General features: G+C 62.5%; 23 protein-coding genes and 2 tRNA genes. 14 read left to right on the forward strand and 11 right to left on the reverse strand.

All coding sequences use genetic code 11. The annotated features are described in order from the left end of the window. Window positions 1-218 precede the first annotated feature (218 nt). Window positions 219-1,412: a D-alanyl-D-alanine endopeptidase gene (gene pbpG / locus F7R11_RS09590; RefSeq protein ID WP_064802899.1), complete on the forward strand. Its 1,194-nt coding sequence runs from the start codon at window positions 219-221 to the stop codon at window positions 1,410-1,412. 70 nt (window positions 1,413-1,482) lie between these two features. On the opposite strand, the gene F7R11_RS09595 is transcribed toward pbpG, so the two are convergent. Beyond that, entirely contained in the window at window positions 1,483-2,280 is a 798-nt protein-coding gene (locus F7R11_RS09595; RefSeq protein WP_039597466.1) for an IclR family transcriptional regulator, read from the reverse strand. A gap of 240 nt (window positions 2,281-2,520) precedes the next feature. On the opposite strand from F7R11_RS09595, the gene F7R11_RS09600 reads away from it, so the two are divergent. The 5 genes from F7R11_RS09600 to F7R11_RS27005 all read left to right on the forward strand — a co-directional run bounded on the left by F7R11_RS09600 (window position 2,521) and on the right by F7R11_RS27005 (window position 5,530). Then, window positions 2,521-3,246, forward strand: coding sequence for a (Fe-S)-binding protein (locus tag F7R11_RS09600; protein WP_021194638.1), 726 nt, complete (start codon window positions 2,521-2,523; stop codon window positions 3,244-3,246). Window positions 3,247-3,276: 30 nt separating this feature from the next. After that, the gene (locus tag F7R11_RS09605) at window positions 3,277-4,686 is read left to right on the forward strand and encodes a LutB/LldF family L-lactate oxidation iron-sulfur protein (RefSeq protein WP_064802901.1); all 1,410 of its coding nucleotides are present in this window, start codon (window positions 3,277-3,279) and stop codon (window positions 4,684-4,686) included. Further along, entirely contained in the window at window positions 4,683-4,964 is a 282-nt protein-coding gene (locus F7R11_RS09610) for a hypothetical protein (RefSeq protein WP_064802903.1), read from the forward strand. Before F7R11_RS09605 ends, F7R11_RS09610 begins: the two co-directional genes overlap by 4 nt. Window positions 4,965-5,033: 69 nt before the next feature. Further along, complete coding sequence (locus F7R11_RS09615; protein ID WP_021194635.1) at window positions 5,034-5,348, forward strand: TM2 domain-containing protein; 315 nt, start codon at window positions 5,034-5,036, stop codon at window positions 5,346-5,348. Between the two features lie 14 nt (window positions 5,349-5,362). Further along, window positions 5,363-5,530 carry a hypothetical protein gene (locus tag F7R11_RS27005; protein WP_167317175.1) on the forward strand — a complete coding sequence of 56 codons (168 nt, stop codon included), beginning with the start codon at window positions 5,363-5,365 and terminating at the stop codon, window positions 5,528-5,530. 3 nt (window positions 5,531-5,533) lie between these two features. Here the strand turns inward: F7R11_RS27005 and F7R11_RS09620 are convergent, their stop codons facing one another. From F7R11_RS09620 to F7R11_RS09640, 5 genes are all read right to left on the reverse strand, one after another. Then, the gene (locus tag F7R11_RS09620; protein ID WP_031329291.1) at window positions 5,534-6,295 is read right to left on the reverse strand and encodes an arginyltransferase; all 762 of its coding nucleotides are present in this window, start codon (window positions 6,293-6,295) and stop codon (window positions 5,534-5,536) included. Next, window positions 6,282-7,028, reverse strand: coding sequence for a leucyl/phenylalanyl-tRNA--protein transferase (gene aat / locus F7R11_RS09625; RefSeq protein WP_064802905.1), 747 nt, complete (start codon window positions 7,026-7,028; stop codon window positions 6,282-6,284). Before aat ends, F7R11_RS09620 begins: the two co-directional genes overlap by 14 nt. 25 nt (window positions 7,029-7,053) lie before the next feature. Beyond that, the gene (locus F7R11_RS09630) at window positions 7,054-7,641 is read right to left on the reverse strand and encodes an NUDIX hydrolase (protein ID WP_064802907.1); all 588 of its coding nucleotides are present in this window, start codon (window positions 7,639-7,641) and stop codon (window positions 7,054-7,056) included. A 196-nt stretch (window positions 7,642-7,837) separates the two neighbouring features. After that, window positions 7,838-7,914, reverse strand: a tRNA-Met gene (locus F7R11_RS09635). A 29-nt stretch (window positions 7,915-7,943) separates the two neighbouring features. Further along, window positions 7,944-8,020, reverse strand: a tRNA-Met gene (locus F7R11_RS09640). 233 nt (window positions 8,021-8,253) lie between these two features. Between F7R11_RS09640 and F7R11_RS09645 the strand changes: the two genes are divergently transcribed. Beyond that, window positions 8,254-9,288, forward strand: coding sequence for a quinone-dependent dihydroorotate dehydrogenase (locus F7R11_RS09645; RefSeq protein ID WP_064806285.1), 1,035 nt, complete (start codon window positions 8,254-8,256; stop codon window positions 9,286-9,288). A 17-nt stretch (window positions 9,289-9,305) separates the two neighbouring features. On the opposite strand, the gene F7R11_RS09650 is transcribed toward F7R11_RS09645, so the two are convergent. Continuing rightward, window positions 9,306-9,545 carry a hypothetical protein gene (locus tag F7R11_RS09650; protein ID WP_031329289.1) on the reverse strand — a complete coding sequence of 80 codons (240 nt, stop codon included), beginning with the start codon at window positions 9,543-9,545 and terminating at the stop codon, window positions 9,306-9,308. Window positions 9,546-9,940: 395 nt separating this feature from the next. Here F7R11_RS09650 and F7R11_RS09655 point away from each other — a divergent pair, with 395 nt between their 5' ends. Then, window positions 9,941-11,845, forward strand: a complete 1,905-nt coding sequence (locus F7R11_RS09655) for a potassium transporter Kup (protein ID WP_031329288.1) — start codon at window positions 9,941-9,943, stop codon at window positions 11,843-11,845. A gap of 82 nt (window positions 11,846-11,927) precedes the next feature. Here the strand turns inward: F7R11_RS09655 and F7R11_RS09660 are convergent, their stop codons facing one another. After that, on the reverse strand, window positions 11,928-12,368 hold the full coding sequence (locus F7R11_RS09660; protein WP_064802908.1) for a hypothetical protein: 441 nt from the start codon (window positions 12,366-12,368) through the stop codon (window positions 11,928-11,930). Between the two features lie 201 nt (window positions 12,369-12,569). Next, window positions 12,570-14,906, reverse strand: a complete 2,337-nt coding sequence (locus tag F7R11_RS09665; protein ID WP_064802910.1) for a Tex family protein — start codon at window positions 14,904-14,906, stop codon at window positions 12,570-12,572. Window positions 14,907-15,016: 110 nt separating this feature from the next. Between F7R11_RS09665 and F7R11_RS09670 the strand changes: the two genes are divergently transcribed. From F7R11_RS09670 to yoaA, 3 genes are all read left to right on the forward strand, one after another. After that, window positions 15,017-15,781, forward strand: coding sequence for a hypothetical protein (locus F7R11_RS09670; RefSeq protein ID WP_064802912.1), 765 nt, complete (start codon window positions 15,017-15,019; stop codon window positions 15,779-15,781). Window positions 15,782-15,817: 36 nt separating this feature from the next. Beyond that, window positions 15,818-16,021 carry a DUF465 domain-containing protein gene (locus F7R11_RS09675; RefSeq protein ID WP_021194625.1) on the forward strand — a complete coding sequence of 68 codons (204 nt, stop codon included), beginning with the start codon at window positions 15,818-15,820 and terminating at the stop codon, window positions 16,019-16,021. A 75-nt stretch (window positions 16,022-16,096) separates the two neighbouring features. Beyond that, a complete protein-coding gene (gene yoaA, locus F7R11_RS09680) occupies window positions 16,097-18,214 on the forward strand; it encodes a DNA repair helicase YoaA (RefSeq protein WP_261312543.1) in 2,118 nt (705 codons plus the stop codon). 71 nt (window positions 18,215-18,285) lie between these two features. Here yoaA and F7R11_RS09685 read toward each other — a convergent pair whose 3' ends face one another. Further along, window positions 18,286-19,131, reverse strand: a complete 846-nt coding sequence (locus tag F7R11_RS09685) for an outer membrane protein assembly factor BamD (protein ID WP_031329284.1) — start codon at window positions 19,129-19,131, stop codon at window positions 18,286-18,288. A 15-nt stretch (window positions 19,132-19,146) separates the two neighbouring features. Between F7R11_RS09685 and F7R11_RS09690 the strand changes: the two genes are divergently transcribed. Together F7R11_RS09690 and pgeF are read left to right on the forward strand one after the other, a co-directional pair. Beyond that, a complete protein-coding gene (locus F7R11_RS09690; RefSeq protein WP_064802916.1) occupies window positions 19,147-20,259 on the forward strand; it encodes an RluA family pseudouridine synthase in 1,113 nt (370 codons plus the stop codon). Further along, window positions 20,243-21,061 (forward strand): peptidoglycan editing factor PgeF, encoded by an 819-nt coding sequence (gene pgeF / locus F7R11_RS09695; RefSeq protein WP_064802918.1) that lies wholly within the window; start codon window positions 20,243-20,245, stop codon window positions 21,059-21,061. Before F7R11_RS09690 ends, pgeF begins: the two co-directional genes overlap by 17 nt. Window positions 21,062-21,063: 2 nt before the next feature. On the opposite strand, the gene F7R11_RS09700 is transcribed toward pgeF, so the two are convergent. After that, window positions 21,064-21,276: a hypothetical protein gene (locus F7R11_RS09700; protein ID WP_021194620.1), complete on the reverse strand. Its 213-nt coding sequence runs from the start codon at window positions 21,274-21,276 to the stop codon at window positions 21,064-21,066. 266 nt (window positions 21,277-21,542) lie between these two features. On the opposite strand from F7R11_RS09700, the gene phaC reads away from it, so the two are divergent. Continuing rightward, window positions 21,543-23,339: a class I poly(R)-hydroxyalkanoic acid synthase gene (gene phaC, locus F7R11_RS09705; RefSeq protein WP_064802920.1), complete on the forward strand. Its 1,797-nt coding sequence runs from the start codon at window positions 21,543-21,545 to the stop codon at window positions 23,337-23,339. The last annotated feature ends 36 nt before the right edge of the window (window positions 23,340-23,375 follow it).

Here is a 23,375-nt window from a genome sequence, read left to right on the forward strand (position 1 = left end):
GCCTTCGCAATACGTTTTGACGCGTGACTCAGAAAGTGCCCTATGCGCAACTTTCTTCGCAAATTGTGGCCTGCCGTAGCAGGGAATTGCGTCGAAATGATGTCTGAATGATAAGGCTCCAGAGGTCAAACTTTAAGGCTGTGAGCTAAGTCCTTCATCTTGCTAAGAATTTTGTTTTTGCCTACACTTGCGCCATCTCACGCGCGGGTGATCGAATCATGTCACGGTCTGTTTCCTCATTTTTCCGACGTCTCGGCCTAGCTTCGCTGATGACTGTCGCGCTCGCCGCCGTTTCCGTCGCCTCCGTGGCCAACGCTGCCACCGCCGACAAAAAGCCCGCCGCCAGCAAGAAAGCCAAATCCAAAGGCAAGACTGTCGCCAGCAAGAAAGCCGGCGCCAAGGTTGCGGCTGCCAGCAACGATGACACTGCCACCACCAAAGTCCGCAAGGTCGTGACCGTCAAGGGCAAACGTCGCGTGATCGTGGTTGAGCGCGGTGCTCGCCCGGTGCGTGCAGCCTTTGTGCCGGCGAGCCCGACGCTGGGCGAAGCGATGGGCCTGCGTGCCACGCCGGATGCACTGGCGCTGCGTTCGTCAGTCGCGCTGGTGATGGACCAGAACACCGGTGAAGTCCTGTTCCAGAAGAATTCGGCTGCCGTGCTGCCGATCGCCTCGATCACCAAGCTGATGACCGCGCTGGTCGTGACCGAAGCGCACCAGCCGATGGACGAGCTGCTTGAAATTACCGATGACGATCGCGACTACGAGCGCAACACCAGCTCGCGTCTGCGTTTCGGTACGATGCTCACGCGTGAAGACCTGCTGCTGCTGGCGCTGATGTCGTCGGAGAACCGTGCAGCTTCGGCGCTGGGCCGCAACTATCCGGGCGGCCGTCCGGCGTTCGTTGCCGCCATGAACCGCAAGGCGCATGAGCTGGGCATGAACGACACGCATTACGTCGATTCGAACGGCTTGTCGAGCAGCAACGTGTCGAGCGCGCAGGATCTGGCCAAGATCGTCGTTGCGGCTTACAAGGTGCCGACCATCCGCCAGTTCACGACGACGACCGAGCACACGGTTAACGCCAATGGTCGCTCGCTGCACTACGTGAACACCAACCGCCTGGTACGTGGCGGCGAATGGGACATCGGTCTGCAGAAGACCGGCTTCATCAACGAGGCAGGCCGCTGCTTGGTGATGCAGGCCAACGTGCATGGCCGCAATGTGGTGATGGTGTTCCTGGATTCGGCCGGCAACCTGACGCGTTTTGCGGATGCCACGCGCGTGCGCAACTGGCTGGAGCGCAATCCGCATGTCGAGGCAGCTACGCAAGCTGCTGCGCCGCTGCGCAATGTGCCTGTGTCGACGCAACCGGCGGCGACGGTGCTGGCTTCGGAGCAGCGCGGCGCTTGAGTCGCAGTCTGATCACCCAACAAAAAAGCGCGTCATCGAACGCGCTTTTTTGTTGGGTAAAAACCGGCGCTCATTCTGCGCGCACCGGCTCCTCGTCATAGGTGTAGCCCATACCCTTGGAGATTTGCAGGGCGGTGTCCTTGAGGTTGTCGAGCCAGCTGTCCTGCAGCCGGTCTGCCGGTGCGGACAGCGACAGGCCCGCCACCAGCCGGCGCGAATCATCGTAGATGCCTGCAGCGATACAGCGCACGCCCAGTTCCAGCTCTTCGTTGTCACGTGCGTAACCGTTGGTGCGTACCCAGTTCAGTTCGCGCTCAAGCTTGGGCAGATCGGTAATCGACGTACGCGTATGGCCAGACAGGCCGGTGCGCGTGGCATAGGCTCGCACGCGGCCGATCTCATCGGCAGCGAGGAACAGCTTGCCGACCGAGGTCAGATGCAGCGGCGCGCGGCCGCCGATGGCGCGCACGACCTGCATGCCCGAGCGCTCCGAGTAGGCGCGTTCGATGTAGACGATCTCATCGCCCTGGCGTACGGACAGGTTGACGGTCTGACCGGTCAGGCGGTGCAGCGCGCGCATGGGCGTCAGCGCGGCCTCACGTACCGACAGGCGGGCCTTGACCAGATTGCCAAGCTCCAACAGGCGCATGCCGAGGCGATAGCTGCCGGGGTCGGAGCGATCGACAAAGCGGCAAGCCACCATGTCGTTCAGGATGCGGTGCGCGGTGGATGGGTGCAAGCCGGTGCTGGCGGACAGCGCTTTCAGGCTGACTGGGTCAGCGTGCTCGGCCAGCGCGTCGAGCAGCATCATCATGCGTTCGATGACCTGAATGGACGTCTTACCGGGGTCCTTGTCTGCTTCTGCCATGGGTGCAGGAATGGGTGCGGATGCGATGCAAAATTTTATCCCACGATGTGAAAATGCGCACCATCCGGATGCGTGATTCCGGATATTTTCGAGGGCATTCTCGGTCGCGCTTGCGTTGTGCTTGAGAGGGCATCGTGAAGCGCACTCACCATCGGCATGAAGAAGTTCATTGCCTGAAAACCCGCGCTGGCTGGGCGTCGGGCGCATAATGGCGGCTTCCAAGAACACAAGAGACTCCCCATGCGCGTAGGACTGTTCGTCACTTGCCTGGTTGATCTGATGCGGCCTGACATCGGTTTTTCGGTGCTCAAGCTGCTGGAAAAGGCCGGTTACGACGTGGTGGTGCCGCCCGCACAGACGTGCTGCGGCCAGCCTGCCTACAACTCGGGTGATCGCCCGCTGGCGCGCGATCTGGCAGAGAAAACGCTCAAGGAATTCGAACAGTTCGACTACGTGGTCATCCCGTCCGGCTCGTGCGGTGGCATGATCCGCAAGGGTTACGCCGATCTCTTTCGCGATGATCCGGAGCTTGCCGGCCGCTATGAGCGCCTCGCCCCCCGCGTGCACGAACTGACCGATTTCCTTGTCAACGTCGCGCGTATCGAATCGCTTGATTCCGAGTTCAAGGGCCACGTCACGTATCACGATTCCTGCTCGGGCCTGCGCGAGCTGGGTGTAAAGACACAGCCGCGCGAACTGCTCGGCAAACTACCCGGCGTGCAACTGACTGAGATGCCGGCGTGCGAGGCGTGTTGCGGCTTCGGCGGCACGTTCTCGATCAAGTACGGTGACATCTCCACCGCCATCGCCGACGAGAAGTGCGCCAACATCAAGGCCAGCGGCGCTGATGCCGTGGTGCTCGGCGATGTTGGGTGCATGCTCAACATCGAAGGCCGACTGCGCCGCACAGGCGATACGAACACGCGTGTGCTGCATATCGCGCAGGTCCTTGCCGGCGACGCTTGAGCACCAAAAACACGACGGAGACGCAATCGCATGCAAGTCCGCAGCATGGAATTCAAGGCGCGTGCCGGGCAGAAGCTTGCCGACAAGCGCCTACAGCAGAATCTCACCAAGCTCTCGACCAAGTTCGTCACCGCACGCGCGGCGGCCATCCAGGAGATTGATTTCCCGGCCACGCGCGAGGCGTTGAAAGAGCGCCGAAACCGCGCGCTGGAGAACCTCGATGTCTGGCTTGCTACCTTCGAAGCTGAGGCTACGCGCCGTGGCGCCAAGGTGCTCTTTGCCGAAACGACGGCCGATGCCGCTCGCCTGGTGGCGGAAATCGCCCGCAAGCACGAGGTGAAGAAGGTCATCAAGAGCAAGTCGATGGTGACTGAAGAGATGCGCCTGAACCAGGTGCTCGGCGAGATGGGCGTGCAAAGTATCGAAACGGATCTGGGTGAATACATCCTTCAGATCAACGACAGCGAGCCGCCGTCGCACATCATCGCGCCGGTGGTGCACAAGGATAAGGAGGAGATTGCCGACCTCTTTGCCAAGACGCACAACAAGCCGCGCCTGACCGATATTCCTGAGATGACGCGCGAGGCGCGCGAAGTGCTGCGGCCTGAGTTTCTGTCCGCCGACATGGGCTTGACGGGCGGTAACTTCATCATTGCCGAGACGGGCTCGGTGGCCATCGTCACCAACGAAGGCAACGAAGGCATGTGCACGATCATGCCGCGCGTGCACGTTGCCGTGACGGGTATCGAGAAGGTGCTGCCGACGCTCGAAGATCTGGCGACCGTGATGCGCCTGTTGCCGCGCTCGGCCACGGGGCAGGCCATCTCGAACTACTTCTCGTTGTTGACCGGCCCGCGCGCGCCCGGCGAGAAAGACGGCCCTGAGCACATGTACTTCGTCATCGTCGATGGTGGACGCAGTGGCCTGATTGGCGGTGAGTTCCAGGAGATGCTGCGCTGTATTCGTTGCGGCGCGTGCATGAACCATTGCCCGGTCTATCAGAAGATCGGTGGGCACGCGTATGGCTGGGTGTATCCAGGCCCGATGGGCAGTGTGCTGACGCCGAGCTACGTCGGTTTGTCCAATGCGCTCGATTTGCCGCAGGCTGCCACGCTGTGCGGCGAATGTAATCGCGTCTGCCCAGCATCGATTCCCTTGTCGGACCTGCTGCGCACGCTGCGCGAGAAGCAGATGGAGCGCGAACTGCGCCCGCAATCCGAGCGTTTCGGCTTGCGCGTGTGGGGCTTCATGGCGCGGCGGCCGGCACTGTATTCAGCGGGTACGTGGGTTGCGGCACGTGTGCTGCGCTGGATGGGCGGCGACAAGAAGCTGATCCATTCGCTGCCGGTCGGCAAGGGCTGGACGGATACACGAGACATGCCGGCGCCCGCCGGTAAGACATTCCGTGAGCTGTATCGTGAAAAGAGGGCGCGTGCATGACCGCTACTGAATCCCTGCAAACGCTGCGCGACGCGCTGGATCGCCACGCGCAGTCGCCTGACATTCCGCGCTTGCTCAAGTACTGGCGCGATGAGGCCACACTCGCGCCGCTGGCAGTGCTGCCGCCGGCATACGATCAGGTTCGCCGGTCGATGCTGCAGCGGCTGGACATGGCCGTGTCGTTCAGTGAGGAGAGTTGCTCGTTCTCGCCGGCATCGCTGCTCGCCGAAATGCGCCTGTGGGCAGACAAGGCCGAGGCCAAGCTCTCCAGCATGTAATCGATACGAGACATGGAACGCACGAGTCGCGTGACTGTCTGATCGAAAACCGACACGTTTGCCGCCCCTATGAACGAAACTGCCCGCGAAATCATGCTGTACGACGCCCAGAAGAAGACCGCGGGCGTCGCCTACCTCTGGTGGTTCCTGCTGGGCTTTCTGGGGGCACATCGTTTCTACGTGAAGCGGCCGGGCAGTGGCATTGCGCAGGCGGTCGCCAACATTGGCGGAACCTGGCTGGCGTTTCGCGATATGGGCAATACGGCCGGCTGGGTGCTGGCTGTCATCGGCGGGTTGTGGGTTCTGGTGGACGTGTTCCTGATCCCGGGGATGATCCGCGCGTACAACACGGTGCTGGCCGAGCGGCTCACAGCCACGCCCTGAGAGGAGTTGACCCCATGAACCGAATGACTGGATGGAAACGTGCTGTGCTGTGGGCGGTGGGATTGGTATGCGTGGGTGCCACGCTGGGTGGTTGCACGACTTCGCGCGAGCAATACAGCCAGAGCTCCAATATCAGCGCATACGGCGTGATCGATGCTGGGATTGAGCGAACCTCCCGCTGAGTTTCACTCCGTGGCCGGTGCCACGTCCTCAAACCGCCGCCACTCCCCATTGACCAGCAATTCTAACGGCTGGAACAAGGCCTTGTAGGCCATCTTGCGGCTCTGTTCGATCCAGTAGCCGAGATAGACGTAGGGCAGGTCCAACGCCTGCGCCTGGGCGATCTGCCAGAGCACGTTGTACGTTCCGTAGCTCGCCTTGTGCTCCATCGGATCGTAGAACGTGTAGACGGACGAGAGGCCGTCTTCCAGCACGTCGATCATGCTTACCATGCGCAGCTTGCCCGCCGATGGCGATTCGGGCGGCTCGCGAAACTCCACCAGACGCGAATTCACCCGACTTTGCAGTAGGAACTGCTCATACTGGTCGCGGCTGTCGTGGTCCATGCCACCGCCTGCATGGCGGACGGATTGGTAAAGCAGGTAGAGCTGGTAGTGCTCTTCGACATAGGTGAGCGGGGCGACCAACGCCTCGAGCGACTGATGGCGCTCCGCCGCGCGACGTTGCGTGCGCGAAGGCGAAAACTGATCGACCACGACGCGACAGGGCGTGCACGCATGGCAGTCGTCACAGTGGGGGCGATACGTGAAGATGCCGCTGCGCCGGAATCCGGCGCGCACGAGCTTCGAGTAGACGTCCGCATTGATCAGGTGCGCCGGCGTGGCGACCTGCGAACGCGCTAAGCGGCCATCCAGGTAGCTGCATGCGTAAGGCGCGGTGGCATAGAACTGCAATGCCGAGAGAGGAAGTTCCTTAAGCTTGCTCATTGCGCACGGTCCATCGACGAAGCACGGATTTGTCGAAGTGCCACGGCACGATGGCCGGCGCATTGGCCGCTTCCCGCACATGCGCGAGAAACGCTGCGCGCGGCACCGGGGCTCCTCCCAGCGACGCCAGATGTTCGGTCTCCTGCTGGCAGTCTATCATCGCGACGCCCTGACTGCCGAGGAAGGCGCACAGTGCTGCCAAGGCGATTTTCGAGGCGTCGGTACGGTGGGCGAACATGGATTCACCGTAGAACATGCGGCCCAATGACACGCCGTACAGACCGCCCACACGCTTGCCGGCATACCAGGTCTCGACACTGTGGGCATAGCCGCGGCGGTGCAGAGCGGTATACGCCTGGATCACGTCTTCGGTGATCCACGTGCCGTGCTGGCCCGGGCGTGCGGTGGTGGCGCACGCAACCATCGTCTCGCGAAAACCATGGTCGATGCGGATTTCCCATGCCGGATCGTCGAGCACTCGGCGCAGCGTCTTGCGGAATGTGGTCGATACGCGAAAGTCTTCCGGGCGCAGCACCATGCGCGGATCGGTGCTCCACCACAGTACCGGCTGGCCCTGCGCGTACCACGGAAAGATGCCTTGCCGATACGCAATCAGCAGCCGCTGCGGTGAGAGATCCGAGCTGGCGGCGAGCAACCCCGGCGCCTCCGACTCCGGCCCGAGTGCGCGATCGACCGGCGGGAAGGGATCGTGTGGATCCAGCCAGGCGATCATGATGCGGAGAAATGTTGAGGCTGGATTACGACGTCGTGGCCGGTGTGTCGACCGTGGCCGAGCGCATTGGCTTGTAGATGTCCAGCGTGTGGAGGCGGAAGCTGCCGTCGGTCAGTTTGCCTGCAGCGCGGTCGGCAAAGAAGCAGCGAAGCGTATGGATGACGGTCGGGAAGGCGAGGTCGTCCCAGGGGATGTCGGCTTCATTGAAGAGCGCGACTTCCAGGCTTTCCTCGCCCGGTGCGAAATCGAGATCGCTTAGTCTGGCTAGGTAGAACAGGTGCACCTGGTGCACGTGCGGCACGTTCAGCACCGAATACAGTTCACCGATCTCGATGCGGGCGCCGGCTTCTTCCTGCGTTTCGCGCTCGGCGGCTTGCGCGGTGGTCTCACCAATTTCCATGAAGCCCGCGGGCAAGGTCCAGAAACCGTAGCGCGGCTCGATGGCACGTTTGCACAGCAGGACCTGATCGTTCCACACGGGCACGGTGCCGACCACGTTGCGCGGATTCACGTAGTGAATTGTATTGCAGTGATCGCAAACGTCGCGCAGTCGGTTGTCGCCGGCGGGAATGCGCGAGACGACTGGCTGGCCGCAGTTGGAACAGAATTTCATGGGAACCATGAGCACTCAGGCAGGTGGAATATCTCAGTGTATCACCGAGGTGGCGCGGTCCCGTGTGGGGCGGGGTATCGACTGACTTGTGGAATGCGGCAACGCGTAGAAAAGCAAAAAGCCCGCTAGTGCGGGCTTTGCTGCAGTGTTTCTTATTTGGCCCAGGTCTTGGAGCGAGCCGTTCGACTTTTGTCGTTGGTTGCGGGGGCAGGATTTGAACCTGCGACCTTCGGGTTATGAGCCCGACGAGCTGCCAGACTGCTCCACCCCGCGTCCGTAAAAAACACGTTCGACTTTCTGGCTGGTTGCGGGGGCAGGATTTGAACCTGCGACCTTCGGGTTATGAGCCCGACGAGCTGCCAGACTGCTCCACCCCGCGTCCGTCGAAGAACGAGACTATATCGAAATCCCTGCGGCGACGCAACATCTTTCTCGTGCAATCGGCATCTTGGTGGTGCGTGATGCGCGTGCGATGTGCCTGCAACGTCAATCCACACTTGGTACTTAGACTCATCGAACATCGTGGCGTTCGAATGCGGCGCACACGATGCATGGCAGTGCGTCCGCCGCGTTTACAATGCGGCCTTTCGCGTTCTTCTCCTGACTCTGATCGTGCTCAACGCCCTGTACCCGCTTGCCCGCCCGCTGCTGTTTTCGATGGACCCCGAAGACGCGCACCACTTTACGTTGAGCCAGCTCAAGCGGGCGCATGCGATGGGATTCTCCAGTTGCATTGGCGCGCGCATTGCGCCGCAACCGCGCACGGTGATGGGCGTGACGTTTCCGAACCCGGTTGGGTTGGCTGCCGGCCTAGACAAGGACGGCGCCTATATTGATGCGCTTGGCGCGCTCGGCTTCGGCTTTATCGAGGTGGGCACGGTCACGCCGCGCGCACAGCCAGGCAACCCGCGCCCACGCATGTTCCGCTTGCCGGCCGCGAACGCGCTGATCAACCGCATGGGCTTCAACAATGGCGGCGTCGATGCGTTCATCAATAACGTGAAGGCATCGAAGTGGCGTGAGGCAGGTGGCGTGCTCGGCCTGAACATCGGCAAGAACGCTGATACCCCGATCGACCGCGCCGTCGACGATTACCTGCATTGCCTGGAGCGCGTGTATCCGCACGCCAGCTATGTGACGGTGAACATCTCGTCGCCGAATACGAAGAACCTGCGCCAGCTCCAGGGCGCGAGCGAACTCGACAGCCTGCTCGGTACGTTGCGCGATGCACAGCAGCGACTGGCTGATCAGCACAAGCGCTACGTGCCGGTGGCACTGAAGATCGCACCGGACCTGGACGACGACCAGATCGCCAATGTGGCCGATGCCTTGCTGCGCCACAAGATGGATGGCGTGATCGCCACCAATACGACGATCAGCCGCGAAGCCGTGAGTGGCCTGGCCCATGCGGAAGAGGCGGGCGGCCTGTCGGGTCAGCCGGTACGTGAAGGATCGACGCGAGTGATTCGCGCGTTGCGTGGTTTGCTGGGCGATGCTGTACCGATTATCGGCGTGGGCGGCATCTTGGCGGGCGAGCACGCGCGCGAAAAGATCGACGCTGGCGCACAGCTTGTGCAGCTCTATACCGGGTTAATCTATCGCGGTCCGTCGCTGGTGGCGGAGTGTGCCCGCGCGCTGGCGCGCTAAAACCTTGTCAACCGGTCCTAGCGTCGGGTCAGGTAGATGACGATGGCGCTGACGGCCACTACGGCCGCCGCCATGTCGTACGGGCCGGTGTAGTCCGCCCACACCGCCGGATCGAGACGCTGCTCGAATGCCGACTGCGCCCAGGGCAGGATCACGCGGGGAATGGCGAACAACACCCCAGCCACGACCAGCAGCACGATCAGTGCGGCCAATGCGGTTTGCGTGCGTCCCCAGATGCGGATGGATGAATAGGACAAGGCCCGACCTTGTTCAGGGAGTGCCGCGCCGCCGTCCGGGCGGTCTGGCAAAGGAATTTGCAATTCAGCTTTGTCGGTCATTCTCCTACAAAGTTCTGTCCGCCGCTGTCCTACGTTTGGCTATGTGCGGTACAGCACGCCTGACCCGGCAACAAGGTGCGTAGCGCTTGGCTTTGCGCGGGTTTCCGTTGCAAATGTCAAACGGCTGTTTGCCGGTGTGATTTGCTGCAATCGCCTCCAAAACGCCAATGGCAAGGGGGGATTTGTCCTGATGCAGCGCGGCAACGATTGCCCGTTTGAGGGGTTGGCGTAAGAAAGACGCAGGGTACAATCCGCCCTCATTGTGCATTGCACTATTTTTTGAGCGGCCAGTACTTCGGCCGATTTACAAGCGCATGAGTCAAGCTCTTACAGCAGCAGGGGTCCCCCCCAAGACCAACGTCAACCTGCGTGCCATGGTGATCGGTGCGGTCGGTGTGGTGTTCGGCGACATCGGGACCAGCCCACTGTACTCGCTCAAGGAAGCGTTCAATCCGGAGCACGGCATTCCGTTCTCCAACACCGCGGTACTCGGCATCATTTCGATGCTCTTCTGGGCGATGGTGATCGTCGTGTCGCTCAAGTACGTACTGTTCGTCATGCGCGCCGACAACAACGGCGAAGGCGGCATCCTGGCGCTGATGGCGCTGTCGCTGCGCACGGCCAATCCGAATTCCAAGCGCATGTCGCTGCTGATGATGCTTGGCGTTTTCGGGGCGTGCATGTTTTATGGCGATGCAGTGATCACGCCGGCTATCTCTGTGCTCTCAGCCATGGAGGGCCTGGAGATCGCGGCGCCCGCGCTGTCGCCGTTTGTGTTGCCGATCACCCTGGTGATCCTGACAGCGCTGTTCCTGATCCAGCGCAGCGGAACATCGGTGGTCGGCAAGCTGTTTGGGCCCGTGATGCTGGTGTGGTTTGCTGCATTGGCGGCGCTGGGCCTGATGAACCTGGTGAAGGCCCCCCAGATTCTGGTGGCCATCAACCCGATGTATGCGATTTCGTTCCTGCATGACCACGCGCTGCAGGCGTTCATCGTGCTGGGCTCCGTGTTTCTGGTGCTGACCGGCGCCGAGGCGCTGTACGCGGACATGGGCCACTTCGGTGCGCGTCCGATCCGCTGGGGCTGGTTCTTTATCGTCGCACCGAGCCTGCTGCTGAACTACTTCGGCCAGGGCGCCATGATGCTGACCGATCCGAGCACGATCGAGAACCCGTTCTACCGCTCCGTGCCGGAGGCGCTGCAACTGCCGATGGTGGTGCTGGCGGCGGCCGCCACGGTCATTGCCTCACAGGCCGTGATTTCGGGCGCGTTCTCACTGACGAGCCAAGCGATTCAGCTGGGTTTCGTGCCGCGCATGCGTATCCGTTATACGTCGGAAGCCGAGATCGGCCAGATCTACGTGCCGATGGTCAACTGGATGCTGCTGATTCTGGTGATTGGCGTGGTGCTGGCGTTCAAGAAGTCCGACAACCTGGCTGCGGCCTATGGTATTGCCGTGACGACCACGATGGTCATCACCACGGTGCTGGCGGCGGTGGTGATGCGCTCGGTGTGGCGCTGGAACACGGTGCTGGTGACGCTGGTGATCCTGGGCTTCCTGGTGGTCGACCTGGCGTTCTTTGCGGCCAACCTGCTGAAGATTCGTGACGGCGGCTGGTTCCCGCTGATGCTGGGTGCTGGCGTGTTCTTCCTGCTGATGACCTGGTACAAGGGCAAGAAGCTGCTGCGCGCGCGCAGCCTGGAAGACGGCATTCCGCTGGAGCCATTCCTGGCAGGCCTGATGGCCCATCCGCCGCATCGCGTGGAAGGCACGGCGGTGTTCCTGACTGGCAATACCGACTTTGTGCCGGTGTCGCTGCTGCATAACCTGAAGCACAACCGCGTGCTGCACGAGCGTGTGATCTTCATCAGCTTCGTCACGCGCGACATTCCGTACGTGGATGACAAGCACCGCGTGACCGTGCGCGATCTAGGCGGCGGCATCTACATCGTCAAGGCCGAATATGGCTTCAAGGAAACGCCGGACGTGTACCGCGTGCTCGAACTTGGCCAGCCGCAGATCGGCACGCGCTGCGAACTGATGGATACGTCATTCTTCATCGCGCGTGAATCGGTGGTGCCGTCCAAGCTGCCGGGGATGTCGATGTGGCGCGAGCGCCTGTTTGCGTGGATGCATCAGAACGGCGCCAAGCCTTCGGACTTCTTCCATATCCCCGCTAACCGCGTGGTGGAGCTGGGGACCAAGGTCGAAATTTAAGACCAGCGTCACTGAACGACAAAACGGCCCGTGCGGAGAGATGCACGGGCCGTTTTGTTTGGGGCGACGCTGGAGTTAGATCTTAGATCTTCGAAGCGTCGTGGTCGCGCTTGTGCACTTCGTGGTTGCGTGCGTGCACGTCGTGGTTGCGGTCCTTGACGTCGGCGTGCAGGTCTTTGCGGTCTTGGTGCAGATCGCGGCGGTCGGCGTTGACTTGGTGCTGGTCTTGCGCGCGCTGTTTGTTCCAGTATTCAGCACCCTTGACGTTGCCGTTGGCCAGATCGCGGTCTTCGCGGCGTTGAGCGGCGTTGCGTTCAGCACGCTCGTCAGCCAGGGCGGCCTTGTCTGCGCTGATGTCTGCACGGTCGCGGCGGATATCGCGGTTGTCGTGACGGATGTCGCGGTTGTCCTGGTGGATCTGCTGATTGTCTTGCTGTACCTGTGTGACCGGGTTGGTCTGAGCGAAGGCAGCGGTACCAGCAACAGCAAGCAGAACGGCGATCAGGGTGTGGCTCGTCTTCATGGTGTTTCTCCTCGTGGGTGCCAGGCGCGGTGTGTGCCTGTGCCTCCTTAACGGGCCGGAAAGACGGGCCGACGACGCGCGAGTGTTAGAAAAGTTCCACGCACGTAAGGACTTGTAACGTGCTCCGCGTGGGTGGCTTCGCGCCAAAGAAAAACCCGCCGGGTCCGAAGACCGGGCGGGTTCTAGCCAGCAGAACGCGTCTTAGCGCTTGAGCTTGGCGAAGGCGGCTGCCATCGCGCCACCAGCCGGTGCTGCCTCACGGCGTTGCTGACCCCCTTGGCGATTGCCGCCGCCGTTCGGGCGATCGCCGCCGCCGGTGCGCGCCGGCGTCTGGCCCGGCTCGTCCGACAGACGCATCGTCAGGCCGATACGGTTGCGCTTCACATCCACCTCCATCACCTTGACCTTGACGATCTGGCCCGGCTTGACCACCTCGTGCGGATCACGCACGAACTTGGTGGAGAGTGCAGACACGTGTACCAGCCCATCCTGATGCACGCCGATGTCGATGAACGCGCCGAAGGCCGCCACGTTGGTTACCACGCCTTCGAGCACCATGCCGGGTTGCAGGTCCTTGATGTCTTCCACGCCGTCCTGGAACGTGGCCGTCTTGAACTCGGGGCGCGGGTCGCGGCCGGGCTTCTCCAGTTCGGCCAGGATGTCGACCACGGTCGGCAGGCCGAACTTCTCGTCGGTGAACTCGCGGGCGGTCAGGCCACGCAGGGCCTCGCGGTTGCCGAGCACGTCGCCGATGCCTTTCTTGATGCTGTCCAGAATGCGCTTGACCACCGGATACGCTTCCGGGTGGACGGACGAGCGGTCGAGCGGGTTGTCGCCGTCATTGATGCGCAGGAAACCTGCTGCCTGCTCGAACGTCTTGTCGCCCAGGCGCGGCACCTTCTTCAGCGCATCGCGGTTGGAAAACGCGCCATTGGCATCACGGTATTCGACGATGTTCTTGGCGAGGATCGAGTTCAAGCCCGAAACACGTGCCAGCAGGGGGGCAGAGGCCGTGTTCACGTCCACGCCGACCGCGTTCACGCAATCCTCGACGATGGCGTCCAGTGCGCGGGCCAGTTCGCGCTGGTTCACGTCGTGCTGGTACTGGCCGACGCCGATCGACTTCGGATCGATCTTCACGAGCTCGGCCAGCGGGTCTTGCAGGCGACGGGCGATCGACACCGCGCCGCGCAGCGACACGTCCAGTTCCGGGAATTCCTTGGCCGCCAGCTCCGATGCCGAATACACCGACGCGCCAGCCTCGCTCACCACGATCTTGGTCAGCTTGAGTTCCGGCATGTTGCGCATCAGGTCTTGCACGAGCTTGTCGGTCTCGCGGCTGGCGGTGCCGTTGCCGATGGAGACCAGCGCCACGTCGTGCTGCTTGGCCAGACGCGCCATCGTCGCGAGCGAGCCGTTCCAGTCGCGGCGCGGCTCGTGCGGGTAGATCGTGGCGGTTTCCAGCAGCTTGCCGGTGTGGTCAACCACGGCAATCTTGCAGCCCGTGCGGATACCCGGGTCCACGCCCATCACGGCCTTCGGGCCAGCGGGTGCTGCCAGCAACAAGTCATGCAGGTTGCGGCCGAAGATCTTGATAGCCTCGGCTTCGGCCGACTCGCGCAACTGCGTCAGCAGTTCGGTCTCGATATGCGGCTGCACCTTGACGCGCCAGCACCAGCGGCACACGTCCGACAGCCACTTGTCCGCCGCGCGGCCCTTGTTTTCGATGCCGACATGGCGGGCGATCATGATTTCGCACGGGTGCGGGCTCATCGCGTCCTGCTCTTCGCCCAGACCCAGCTTCACGAACAGCACGCCCGCATTGCGACCGCGGAACAGCGCCAGCGCGCGGTGCGACGGCACGTTGCGGATCGGTTCGCTATACGCGTAGTAATCGCGGAATTTTTCTTCCTCGGCGGTTTCCTTGCCTTCCACCACCGTCGACGAGACCAGGCCCTGGCTCCACAGGTGCTCGCGCACCTTGCCCAGCAGCTCGGCGGTTTCGCCAAATTGTTCGGAGAGGATGTCGCGCGCGCCGTCCAGCGCGGCCTTCACGTCGGGCACGCCGCCATCAGCGGTTGGGTTGCCGTTGACGAACTTGGCGGCTTCGGCTTGCGGATCTAACGTCGGGTCAGCCAGCAGCGCCTGCGCCAGCGGCTCCAGGCCACATTCGCGAGCGATCTGGGCGCGCGTGCGGCGCTTGGGCTTGTAGGGCAGGTAGAGGTCTTCCAGCACCTGCTTGGTTTCGGCCGCTTCGATGGCCGCGCGCAGTGGGTCGGTCAGCTTGCCTTGCTCTTCAATGGAAGCCAGGATCGCCGCGCGGCGGTCTTCCAGCTCGCGCAGGTACAGCAGGCGCTCTTCCAGGTTGCGCAGTTGCGTGTCGTCCAGGTTGTCCGTCACTTCCTTACGGTAACGTGCGATGAAGGGCACGGTGGCGCCTTCGTCCAGCAGTTGCACGGCGGCGGCAACCTGATGCGGCTTGACCGCCAGTTCAACGGCAATGCGGGAGACGATCTTCTGCAACACGGAATCGGTCATTGCTTCCAGAGAGTGCGATGGGAAGCCGCGCATTTTGCCATAAGGCACAATCTGTTCCGGTGCTGATTGCGCGCCCCACGCGACGTTTGCCGCACAGGCGCGGTGATAAAATGCAAGTTATGCCTACGCTCCCGTTTTCTGCCCATCATCGCGCTGGTGCGCGCCGTGTTTCCCGCCTGGTTCTGCTGCTTGCCGCGCTCTGTACCGCGCCTGCGTGGAGCCAATCTCAGCCGGCCGCTGCGTCAAACCCTGCGTCGACCCCAGCCGTGTCTGCCACGCCACCGGATTTCGGCGCAGAGCACGATCGCATCACCAGCGCCAAAGCGTGGGCCGAATACCGCTATGCGCAGACCGAGCGCGCCTGTTACGACAAGTTCTTCGTCACGCGCTGCATCGACAAGGCCAAGGATGTGCGCCGCACGGAACTCCACACCATCCGTGAGCGCGAGCTGGCGCTGGATGAAGCCGAGCGCGCCGACCGCGCTGCGCGCCGCGATCAGGATCGCGCCATTCGCGAGGCCCAATACAACGCCGAGCGTCCGCAGCGCGAAGCTGCTGAGCAGAAGAACCGCACTGACTTCCAGAAGAAGCAGGAGCAGCAGCGCCTGAACGAAGCGCAGCGCCAGGCTGAAGCGCCACAACGTGCAGCCAACGCACAGGCGAACGCTCAGAAGCAGGCGGAGCACGATGCCAAGCTCAAGGCCGCGCAAGAGCAGGGCGCCGCCAACGCCGCCAAGCGAGCGGAGAACGTCAAGCAGTTCCAGGAGAAGCAGCAGGACGCCGCGCAGCGTCAGAAGGAACTGGAAGAGCGCCGCGAGCAGACCAAGCGCCGCAACGAACAAAACAACAATAACGCGAGCCCGCTGGGGTTCTAAACTTTGAAGCGTGGACGGGTGTCCCGGGAGGAAGTGATGGACAGCGATCTGAACACGATCTCACGTCGCATCATCGAATTGCAGATCGAGCATCGCGATCTCGATTTCCTGATTGACAAGCTGGCGTCGGAAATCGATCACGACGAGCTGCAACTGCGGCGGCTCAAGAAGCGCAAGTTGAAACTCAAGGACGCGATCACGCTGCTACAGTTACAGCTTGAACCGGACGTGCCCGCCTGAGCATCGCCCATCCCAATTCTGAGAAGCCGCCAGCACGTGCGGCTTCCTTCATTTGCCCCCAGGGACTTTTCTCCGTTGACTTCGCTTGTCCCCCAGACCGCGCCGCCGAATGATTCCGATGCGGCTGGCGGCACCTCTGCTTCCGCAGCCGTCCCTGTCGATGCCCATCATGCTGAACTGGCGACACTCTTTGCCGACGACGGCACGCTGGCCAAAGGTATCGACTCGTATCGGCCGCGCAGCTCGCAACTGACGATGGCGCAGGCGGTGGCCAACGCCATCGAGGCCGCCGATTCGCTCATCGTCGAAGCCGGCACGGGCACGGGCAAGACCTACGCGTACCTAGTTCCGGCGATGTTGTGGGGCGGCAAGGTGATCGTGTCCACGGGGACGAAGAACCTGCAGGATCAACTCTTCCTGCGTGACATCCCGACGGTGCGCAAGGCGCTGAACGCGCCGGTGTCGGTGGCGTTGCTCAAGGGGCGCGCGAACTACGTCTGCCATTACCACCTGGAACGCACGTCACAGAACGGGCGTCTGTCTTCGCGTCAGGATGCGGCGTGGCTGCGCCAGATCAATCTCTTCCTGAAGACCACGAAGACGGGCGACAAGGCCGAGATGTCCACCGTGCCCGAGAACGCACCGGTGTGGAACCTCGTTACGTCCACGCGCGACAACTGCCTCGGCTCCGATTGCGCGTACTACAAGGATTGCTTTGTCATGCGTGCCCGCAAGGAGGCGCAGCAGGCCGATGTGGTGGTGGTCAATCATCACCTGTTCTTTGCAGACGTGATGCTGAAGGACACGGGGATGGCCGAGTTGCTGCCGGCGGCCAACACGATCATCTTCGACGAAGCGCACCAGTTGCCCGAAACTGCCACGCTGTTCTTTGGCGAGACGATTTCGACCAACCAGATTCTGGAACTGGCACGCGATGCCGTGGCCGAGGGCCTGTCGCATGCGCGTGATGCCGTGGACTGGGTTGCCATTGCCGCGCCGCTGGAGCGCGCTGCACGTGATTTGCGCCTGGTATTCCGTCAGGACGGCGCGCGCCTATCCATCAAGCAGATCGACAACGATCAGGCGACAGCCAAGCCGTTCTACGAGGTGCTGCCGAAGCTGGAGCAAGCGCTGTCGGATTTCACAGGCGCGTTGGAGGCTCAGGCCGAACGTGCAGAGACCATTGAGCAATGCCATCGCCGCGCCGCCGCGCTGTGCGACCAGCTGGATGCATGGGCCAACCCCAAGCCGCCGCCCGTGGTGAAGAACGAAGAGGGTGAGACGGTGGAAACCGCGCCGTTCGATGAACGCGTGCGTTGGGTCGAGGTGTTTGCCAATTCTGTGCAACTGCATTTGACGCCACTGTCCATCGCGCCGATCTTTTCGCGCCAGCGAGCGGGCCAGCCGCGCGCATGGATCTTCACCTCCGCCACGCTGTCGGTGCGCGGCAACTTCACGCATTACGCGGCACAGCTTGGGCTGAATCGAGATCGGTCGATGACGCTGGACAGCCCATTCGACTATGCGTCGCAGGGCTTGCTCTATGTGCCGCGTGATCTGCCGCAACCGAGCGATCCGCGCTTTACGGATGCCGTGCTCGACGCTGCTTTGCCGATGATCGAGGCGGCGGGCGGCAGGACCTTCGTGCTGTGCACGACGCTGCGTGCCGTTAACCGGGCAGCCGAACGTCTGGCCGATGAGTTTGCCCAGCGCGGCTGGGATTTTCCGCTGCTTGTGCAGGGGCAGGCCAGCCGCACCGAGTTGCTCGATCGTTTCCGCACACTCGGCAATGCCGTGCTGATCGGCAGCCAGAGTTTCTGGGAGGGCGTGGACGTGCGTGGCGAGGCGTTGTCGCTGGTGGTCATCGACAAGCTGCCGTTTGCGCCGCCCGATGATCCGGTGCTGAGTGCGCGTATGGAAGCACTGGAAAAAAAGGGCTTGAGCCCATTCGCCGTGCACCAGTTGCCGCACGCCGTCATCACGCTCAAGCAAGGAGCAGGGCGGTTGATTCGCTCCGAGACCGATCGCGGTGTGCTGATGATCTGCGACCCGCGCCTGGTGGAGAAGAACTACGGCCGGCAGATCTGGCAGAGCCTGCCGCCGTTCAAGCGCACGCGCGAGGCCGACACGGCAGCGGGTTTTCTGCGCTCGCTGCAGCCGGATACGCCGCTGGCAGAAGCAGCATCAGACTGATGCTGACGTGACGCGCAAATAAAAAGCCCGGCCAACTTGGACCGGGCTTTTTACTGCTGTTCAAGCCTTGCTTACCACATCTGGTACCACGGCTTGTCTTTCTTGCGCTGACCGAAGGCGAGGAAATCGCTGCTCGGGTAGTTCTGCTTGATGATGCGCTCGGTGTCGTCGCGCATGTCCTTCATGCCCAGCGCTTCGTACGACTTCATCATGATGTACAGCGCTTCCTCAACTGCCGGCGCGCGGTCGTAATCCTTGATGGCGTCCTGCGCGCGGTTGACTGCGGCAAGGTAAGCGCCACGGCGATAGTAGTAGCGTGCAGCGCCCACTTCATGCTCGGCCATCGCGTTCACGATGTACTGCATGCGTGCGGTCGCGTCCGGCGTGTACTTGCTGTTCGGGAAGCGCGTGATCAGCGTCTTGAACGCGTCGTAGGCGGCGCGCGCTGCCTTGGGGTCGCGTTCGCTCAGGTCTTGGTTCGAGAAGCGGCCAAGCCAGCCCAGGTTGTCGTTGAAGTTGATCAGGCCCTTGAGGTAGTAGGCGTAATCGACGCTGGGGTGGTTCGGGTGCAACTGGATGAAGCGATCAACCGCAGCCAGTGCAGCAGCAGTTTCGCCATCCTTGTAGTTGGCGTAGGCGGTTTCGATCTGCGCTTGCTGAGCAAACGGGCCGAACGGATAGCGGCTTTCGAGCTTTTCGTAGTACTTGACGGCCTTGGCGTAGTCGCCGCCATCGAGCGATTCCTTCGCTTCAGAATATAATTTGTTGGCTGACCAGCCAGCCGTTTCGTCTTGCTGTTCTGGCAGGATGCCGCAGGCCGAAATGGTCAGGCATGCAAACCCTACCGCCAACACTGCTCCGATTTGTGCGCGGATTCGTACTCCAAAACGCGCCTGCTTTACGCTCGTGACCGACATGGGCACCTTTTCTCAATGAAAAATCGCATCAAGGATTATAGCCCAAGCCCCGCGTCAGACGACGCAGCGGCTGACGTTTCCATCACTTCGCAAGAAACCGAAGACGCGCTCGATGATGAGGCACTCGATCTGCCTGCCGTCGGCGGCGCAGAGGCGGCTGAGCCGATCGTCGTGGAGGTTCCTGAAGTTCTGCACGGAGAGCGCCTGGATAAGGCGCTGGCCAAGCTCCTGCCCGATTACTCGCGCAGCCGCCTGCAGCAATGGATCGACGCCGGTGCCGTGCGCATGGATGGCGCGGCGGTGCGCCCGCGCGCGGCGGTATCCGGCGGCGCTCGCATCGAGGTCGTGCCACAACGCGCGGCCGATGAGAACGCCTTCGTGGCCGAGCCAATCGACCTGGACGTCGTCTACGAAGACGACACGCTGCTCGTCATCAACAAGCCGGCCGGCCTGGTTGTGCACCCGGCTGCAGGCAACTGGAGTGGCACGGTGCTCAACGGCTTGCTGCATCGCTATCCCGATGCCGCTCAATTGCCGCGCGCGGGCATCGTGCACCGTCTCGATAAAGAAACCTCCGGCCTAATGGTCGTCGCCCGTACGTTGCCCGCACAGACCGATCTCGTGCGTCAGCTGCAAGCGCGCACGGTCAAGCGGACCTATCTGGCGCTGGTCTGGGGTGAAACGCCAGAAGAGGCCACCATCGATGCGCCGATCGGCCGTGATCCGCGCGACCGCACCCGCATGGCCATCATCGAGACGGCCAGCGGTAAGCAGGCGCGTACGCATTTCAAGACGCTCGACGTGGTGGACCTGGGGCGTGCGCAGGTGTCGCTGGTGCGCTGCCAGCTTGAGACCGGCCGTACGCATCAGATTCGCGTGCATTTTGAGTCCGAGGGGCACCCGTTGCTGGGCGATCCGGTCTACACGCGTAACTTCCGTCGCGGCAAACCGCAGACGATCAAGGCGCAGTTGCCGGTGCCGTTTGCGCGGCAGGCGCTACACGCCGTGCGCCTTGGGCTTGTACACCCTGCATCCGGCAAGTCGGTCCATTGGACGGCCGAAGTGCCTGACGATTTCGCAGAGCTGATGGAAGCCCTGGACCTGGACCCCGATGTCGATTTCAACTGATTGGATCATCCCCGACTGGCCGGTGCATCCACGCGTTAAGGCGCTGGCGACCACGCGGCTGGGTGGTGTCAGCACCGGCCCTTACGGTCTGGCCGGCGGCCTGCCGGGTGGCCTGAATCTGGGCCAACACGTGGGCGATACGCCGGATGCCGTCGAACAGAATCGCCGCATCCTGCGTGCCGCCGTACCTGCTGAGCCGGTGTGGATGGAGCAGGTGCACGGCACTGGCGTGGCGGACCTGGATCAACTCACCAACGTGTCGGCACCGGTGGTGGCTGATGCCGCAGTGGCGTCTTGGCGCGATCGCGTTTGTGTGGTCATGACGGCCGATTGCCTGCCTGTGCTGCTAAGCGACGCGCGTGGCGTGACGGTCGGGGCGGCGCATGCCGGTTGGCGTGGGCTGTGCGGTGGCGTGATTGAGCGCACGGTCGACGCGATGATGCAACGGCTGCGTGCCTGCGGTCAGGAGGCTGATCCGACATGGCTGGCATGGCTGGGCCCTGCGATCGGCCCATCATGCTTCGAGGTTGGCGCGGAAGTGCGGCAAGCCTTCATCGATGCGGCTCAGCCGGATGAATTGCCGGCTACCGAAGCGGCATTCGTGAAGGGCGTGTCGGAAGGAAAGTTCTTCGCCGATCTCTATGCGCTGGCCCGGCTGCGGCTGGCACGTGTCGGTTGTACGGATGTGTACGGTGGGGGCTTGTGCACGATGACGGACGCCGATCGCTTCTACTCGTATCGCCGGGAGCGCACGACTGGCCGCATGGCCACCCTGATCTGGCGCGCGGATAACGTTGATTGACGTCAGTTGGCGCCGTCGCTGGATGCGGCGGCGTCATTCTCTGCTTCCCGCGCTCGTCTGCGCCGCTTGCGTGCCGGCGAGTCGACAATCCACAAGAAGAGCGACAGCGGCGCCACGCCGTACAGGATGAATGTGCCGATGCCGGCAATCCACGATTGCTCAGTCAAGGACATCATCAGGACAACGTAAAGCCAGCCAATGGCGACGATATACATGGCGGAAGGCGCCCGGCGTTTGCGCAATGGGGCAGTCTCGCACGAAATTGCATCGGCTGGACCATAGCCCGCCACCGTACTTAGCCATTCAACGGCGCCGCGCTCAGGCGGATTCGGCAAAACCCTTACTGGACCACGGTTTACAGGCAATCATCGGTCAACTCCGATTGACAGCCTTGAAACGGCGAGGCAACAATGCCCCGGAATACTGCGATTTGCGCCGCATAACCACCCGGAGCGGCGCGTATCGCATGCATGAGGGCACTATGGCAACGCGTCAATCCGCATCTTCCAAAGCATCTAGCGCCCACACCCAAGCCCCCTGGCAGGGCTTGCCGGATCCGGCGCAATGGGCTGAGCAGTTCAAGCAATGGCAAGCCTACGCTGGCGCATTCGCGCAGCCAGGCGCTGCCGCTCCCGGCCTTGGCCAGTTCAATGGCGCTCAGATGATGGGCGAGGGCGCCGTGCCCTTCGCACTGATTCCGTCTGAGCGCCTGGCTGAAATCCAGCAGAAATACCTTGAGGAATGGCTCCAGATCTGGCGCCACATGAGCACCGGCGATAGCGCTGAGGCTGTCGCGCCGTCCGATCGCCGCTTTGCCAACGAGGCCTGGCGCAAGAGCCCGCTCTACGGCTATGCCGCTGCCTTCTACGTGCTCAACGCCCGTACGCTGATGGAAATGGCGGATGCCGTGCAGGCCGACGCCAAGACCCGTGAGCGCGTACGTTTTGCCGTGTCGCAATGGACGGCCGCCATGTCGCCGTCCAACTTCCTGGCGACGAACCCAGAGGCGCAGAAGCAACTGCTCGAATCGCGCGGCGAATCGCTGCGTACCGGCATCCTGAACATGCTGCAGGACATGGAGCGGGGCAAGATCTCACAGACCGACGAGACGGCGTTCGAGATCGGTCGCAACGTGGCCAACAGCGAAGGCGCGGTCGTTTTCGAGAACGATTACTTCCAGCTCATCCAGTACAAGCCGCTGACGGCCAAGGTCTATGCCAAGCCGCTGCTGCTCGTGCCGCCTTGCATCAATAAGTACTACATCCTCGATTTGCAGCCCGCCAATTCACTGGTGCGCTATGCGGTGGAGCAGGGCAACACGGTGTTCCTGGTGTCGTGGCGCAACCCCGATATCAGCATGGCCTCGCGCACCTGGGAGGACTACATCGAGGGCGGCGCGATTGAGGCCATTCGCGTGGCACGTGAGATCTCGGCGCAGGACCAGATCAACGTACTGGGCTTCTGTGTGGGCGGCACGATTCTCTCCACGGCACTGGCCGTTCTGGCCGCGCGTGGCGAGCATCCGGCCGCAAGCCTGACACTGTTGACGACGCTGCTGGACTTTACCGACACCGGCATCCTTGACGTCTTCGTCGATCAAGCCCAGGTGGAGATGCGCGAGCAGACCATCGGTGCGAGTGCTCCGACTGGCCCGGGCTTGCTACGCGGCGTGGAACTGGCAAACACCTTCTCGTTCCTGCGCCCGAACGATCTGGTCTGGAACTACGTGGTCGAGAACTATCTGAAGGGTAAGACGCCCGCACCGTTCGACCTGCTGTACTGGAACGGCGATTCGACCAACCTGCCGGGGCCGTGGTACTGCTGGTATCTGCGTCATACGTACCTGCAGAACGACCTGAAGGAGCCGGGCAAGCTGACGGTGGGCGGCACGCCTGTCGACCTTGGCAAAATCGATGCGCCGGTCTACATCTATGGCTCACGCGAAGACCATATCGTCCCGTGGCAATCCGCATATGCATCGGTGCCGCTGCTCAAGGGCAAACGGCGCTTCGTGCTGGGTGCCTCGGGTCATATCGCTGGCGTCATCAACCCGCCCGCGGCCAACAAGCGTTCGCACTGGATCAACACCAAACTGCCCGAGACCGCCGATGCGTGGTTCGAGGGCGCCAAAGAGCACCCGGGCAGCTGGTGGCCCGACTGGTCGGCTTGGCTAGCGTCACACGCTGGCGCACAAAAGGCCGCCCCCAAACGCTATGGCAATGCGGACTACTCGGAGATCGAGCCCGCACCCGGCCGTTACGTCAAACAGAAAGCGTAAGATCGCGCGCATGATCCCCCGTTGCCGTCGCGGCTG

The sequence above is a fragment of the Ralstonia insidiosa genome (genome assembly GCF_008801405.1).
Lineage (GTDB): Bacteria > Pseudomonadota > Gammaproteobacteria > Burkholderiales > Burkholderiaceae > Ralstonia > Ralstonia insidiosa.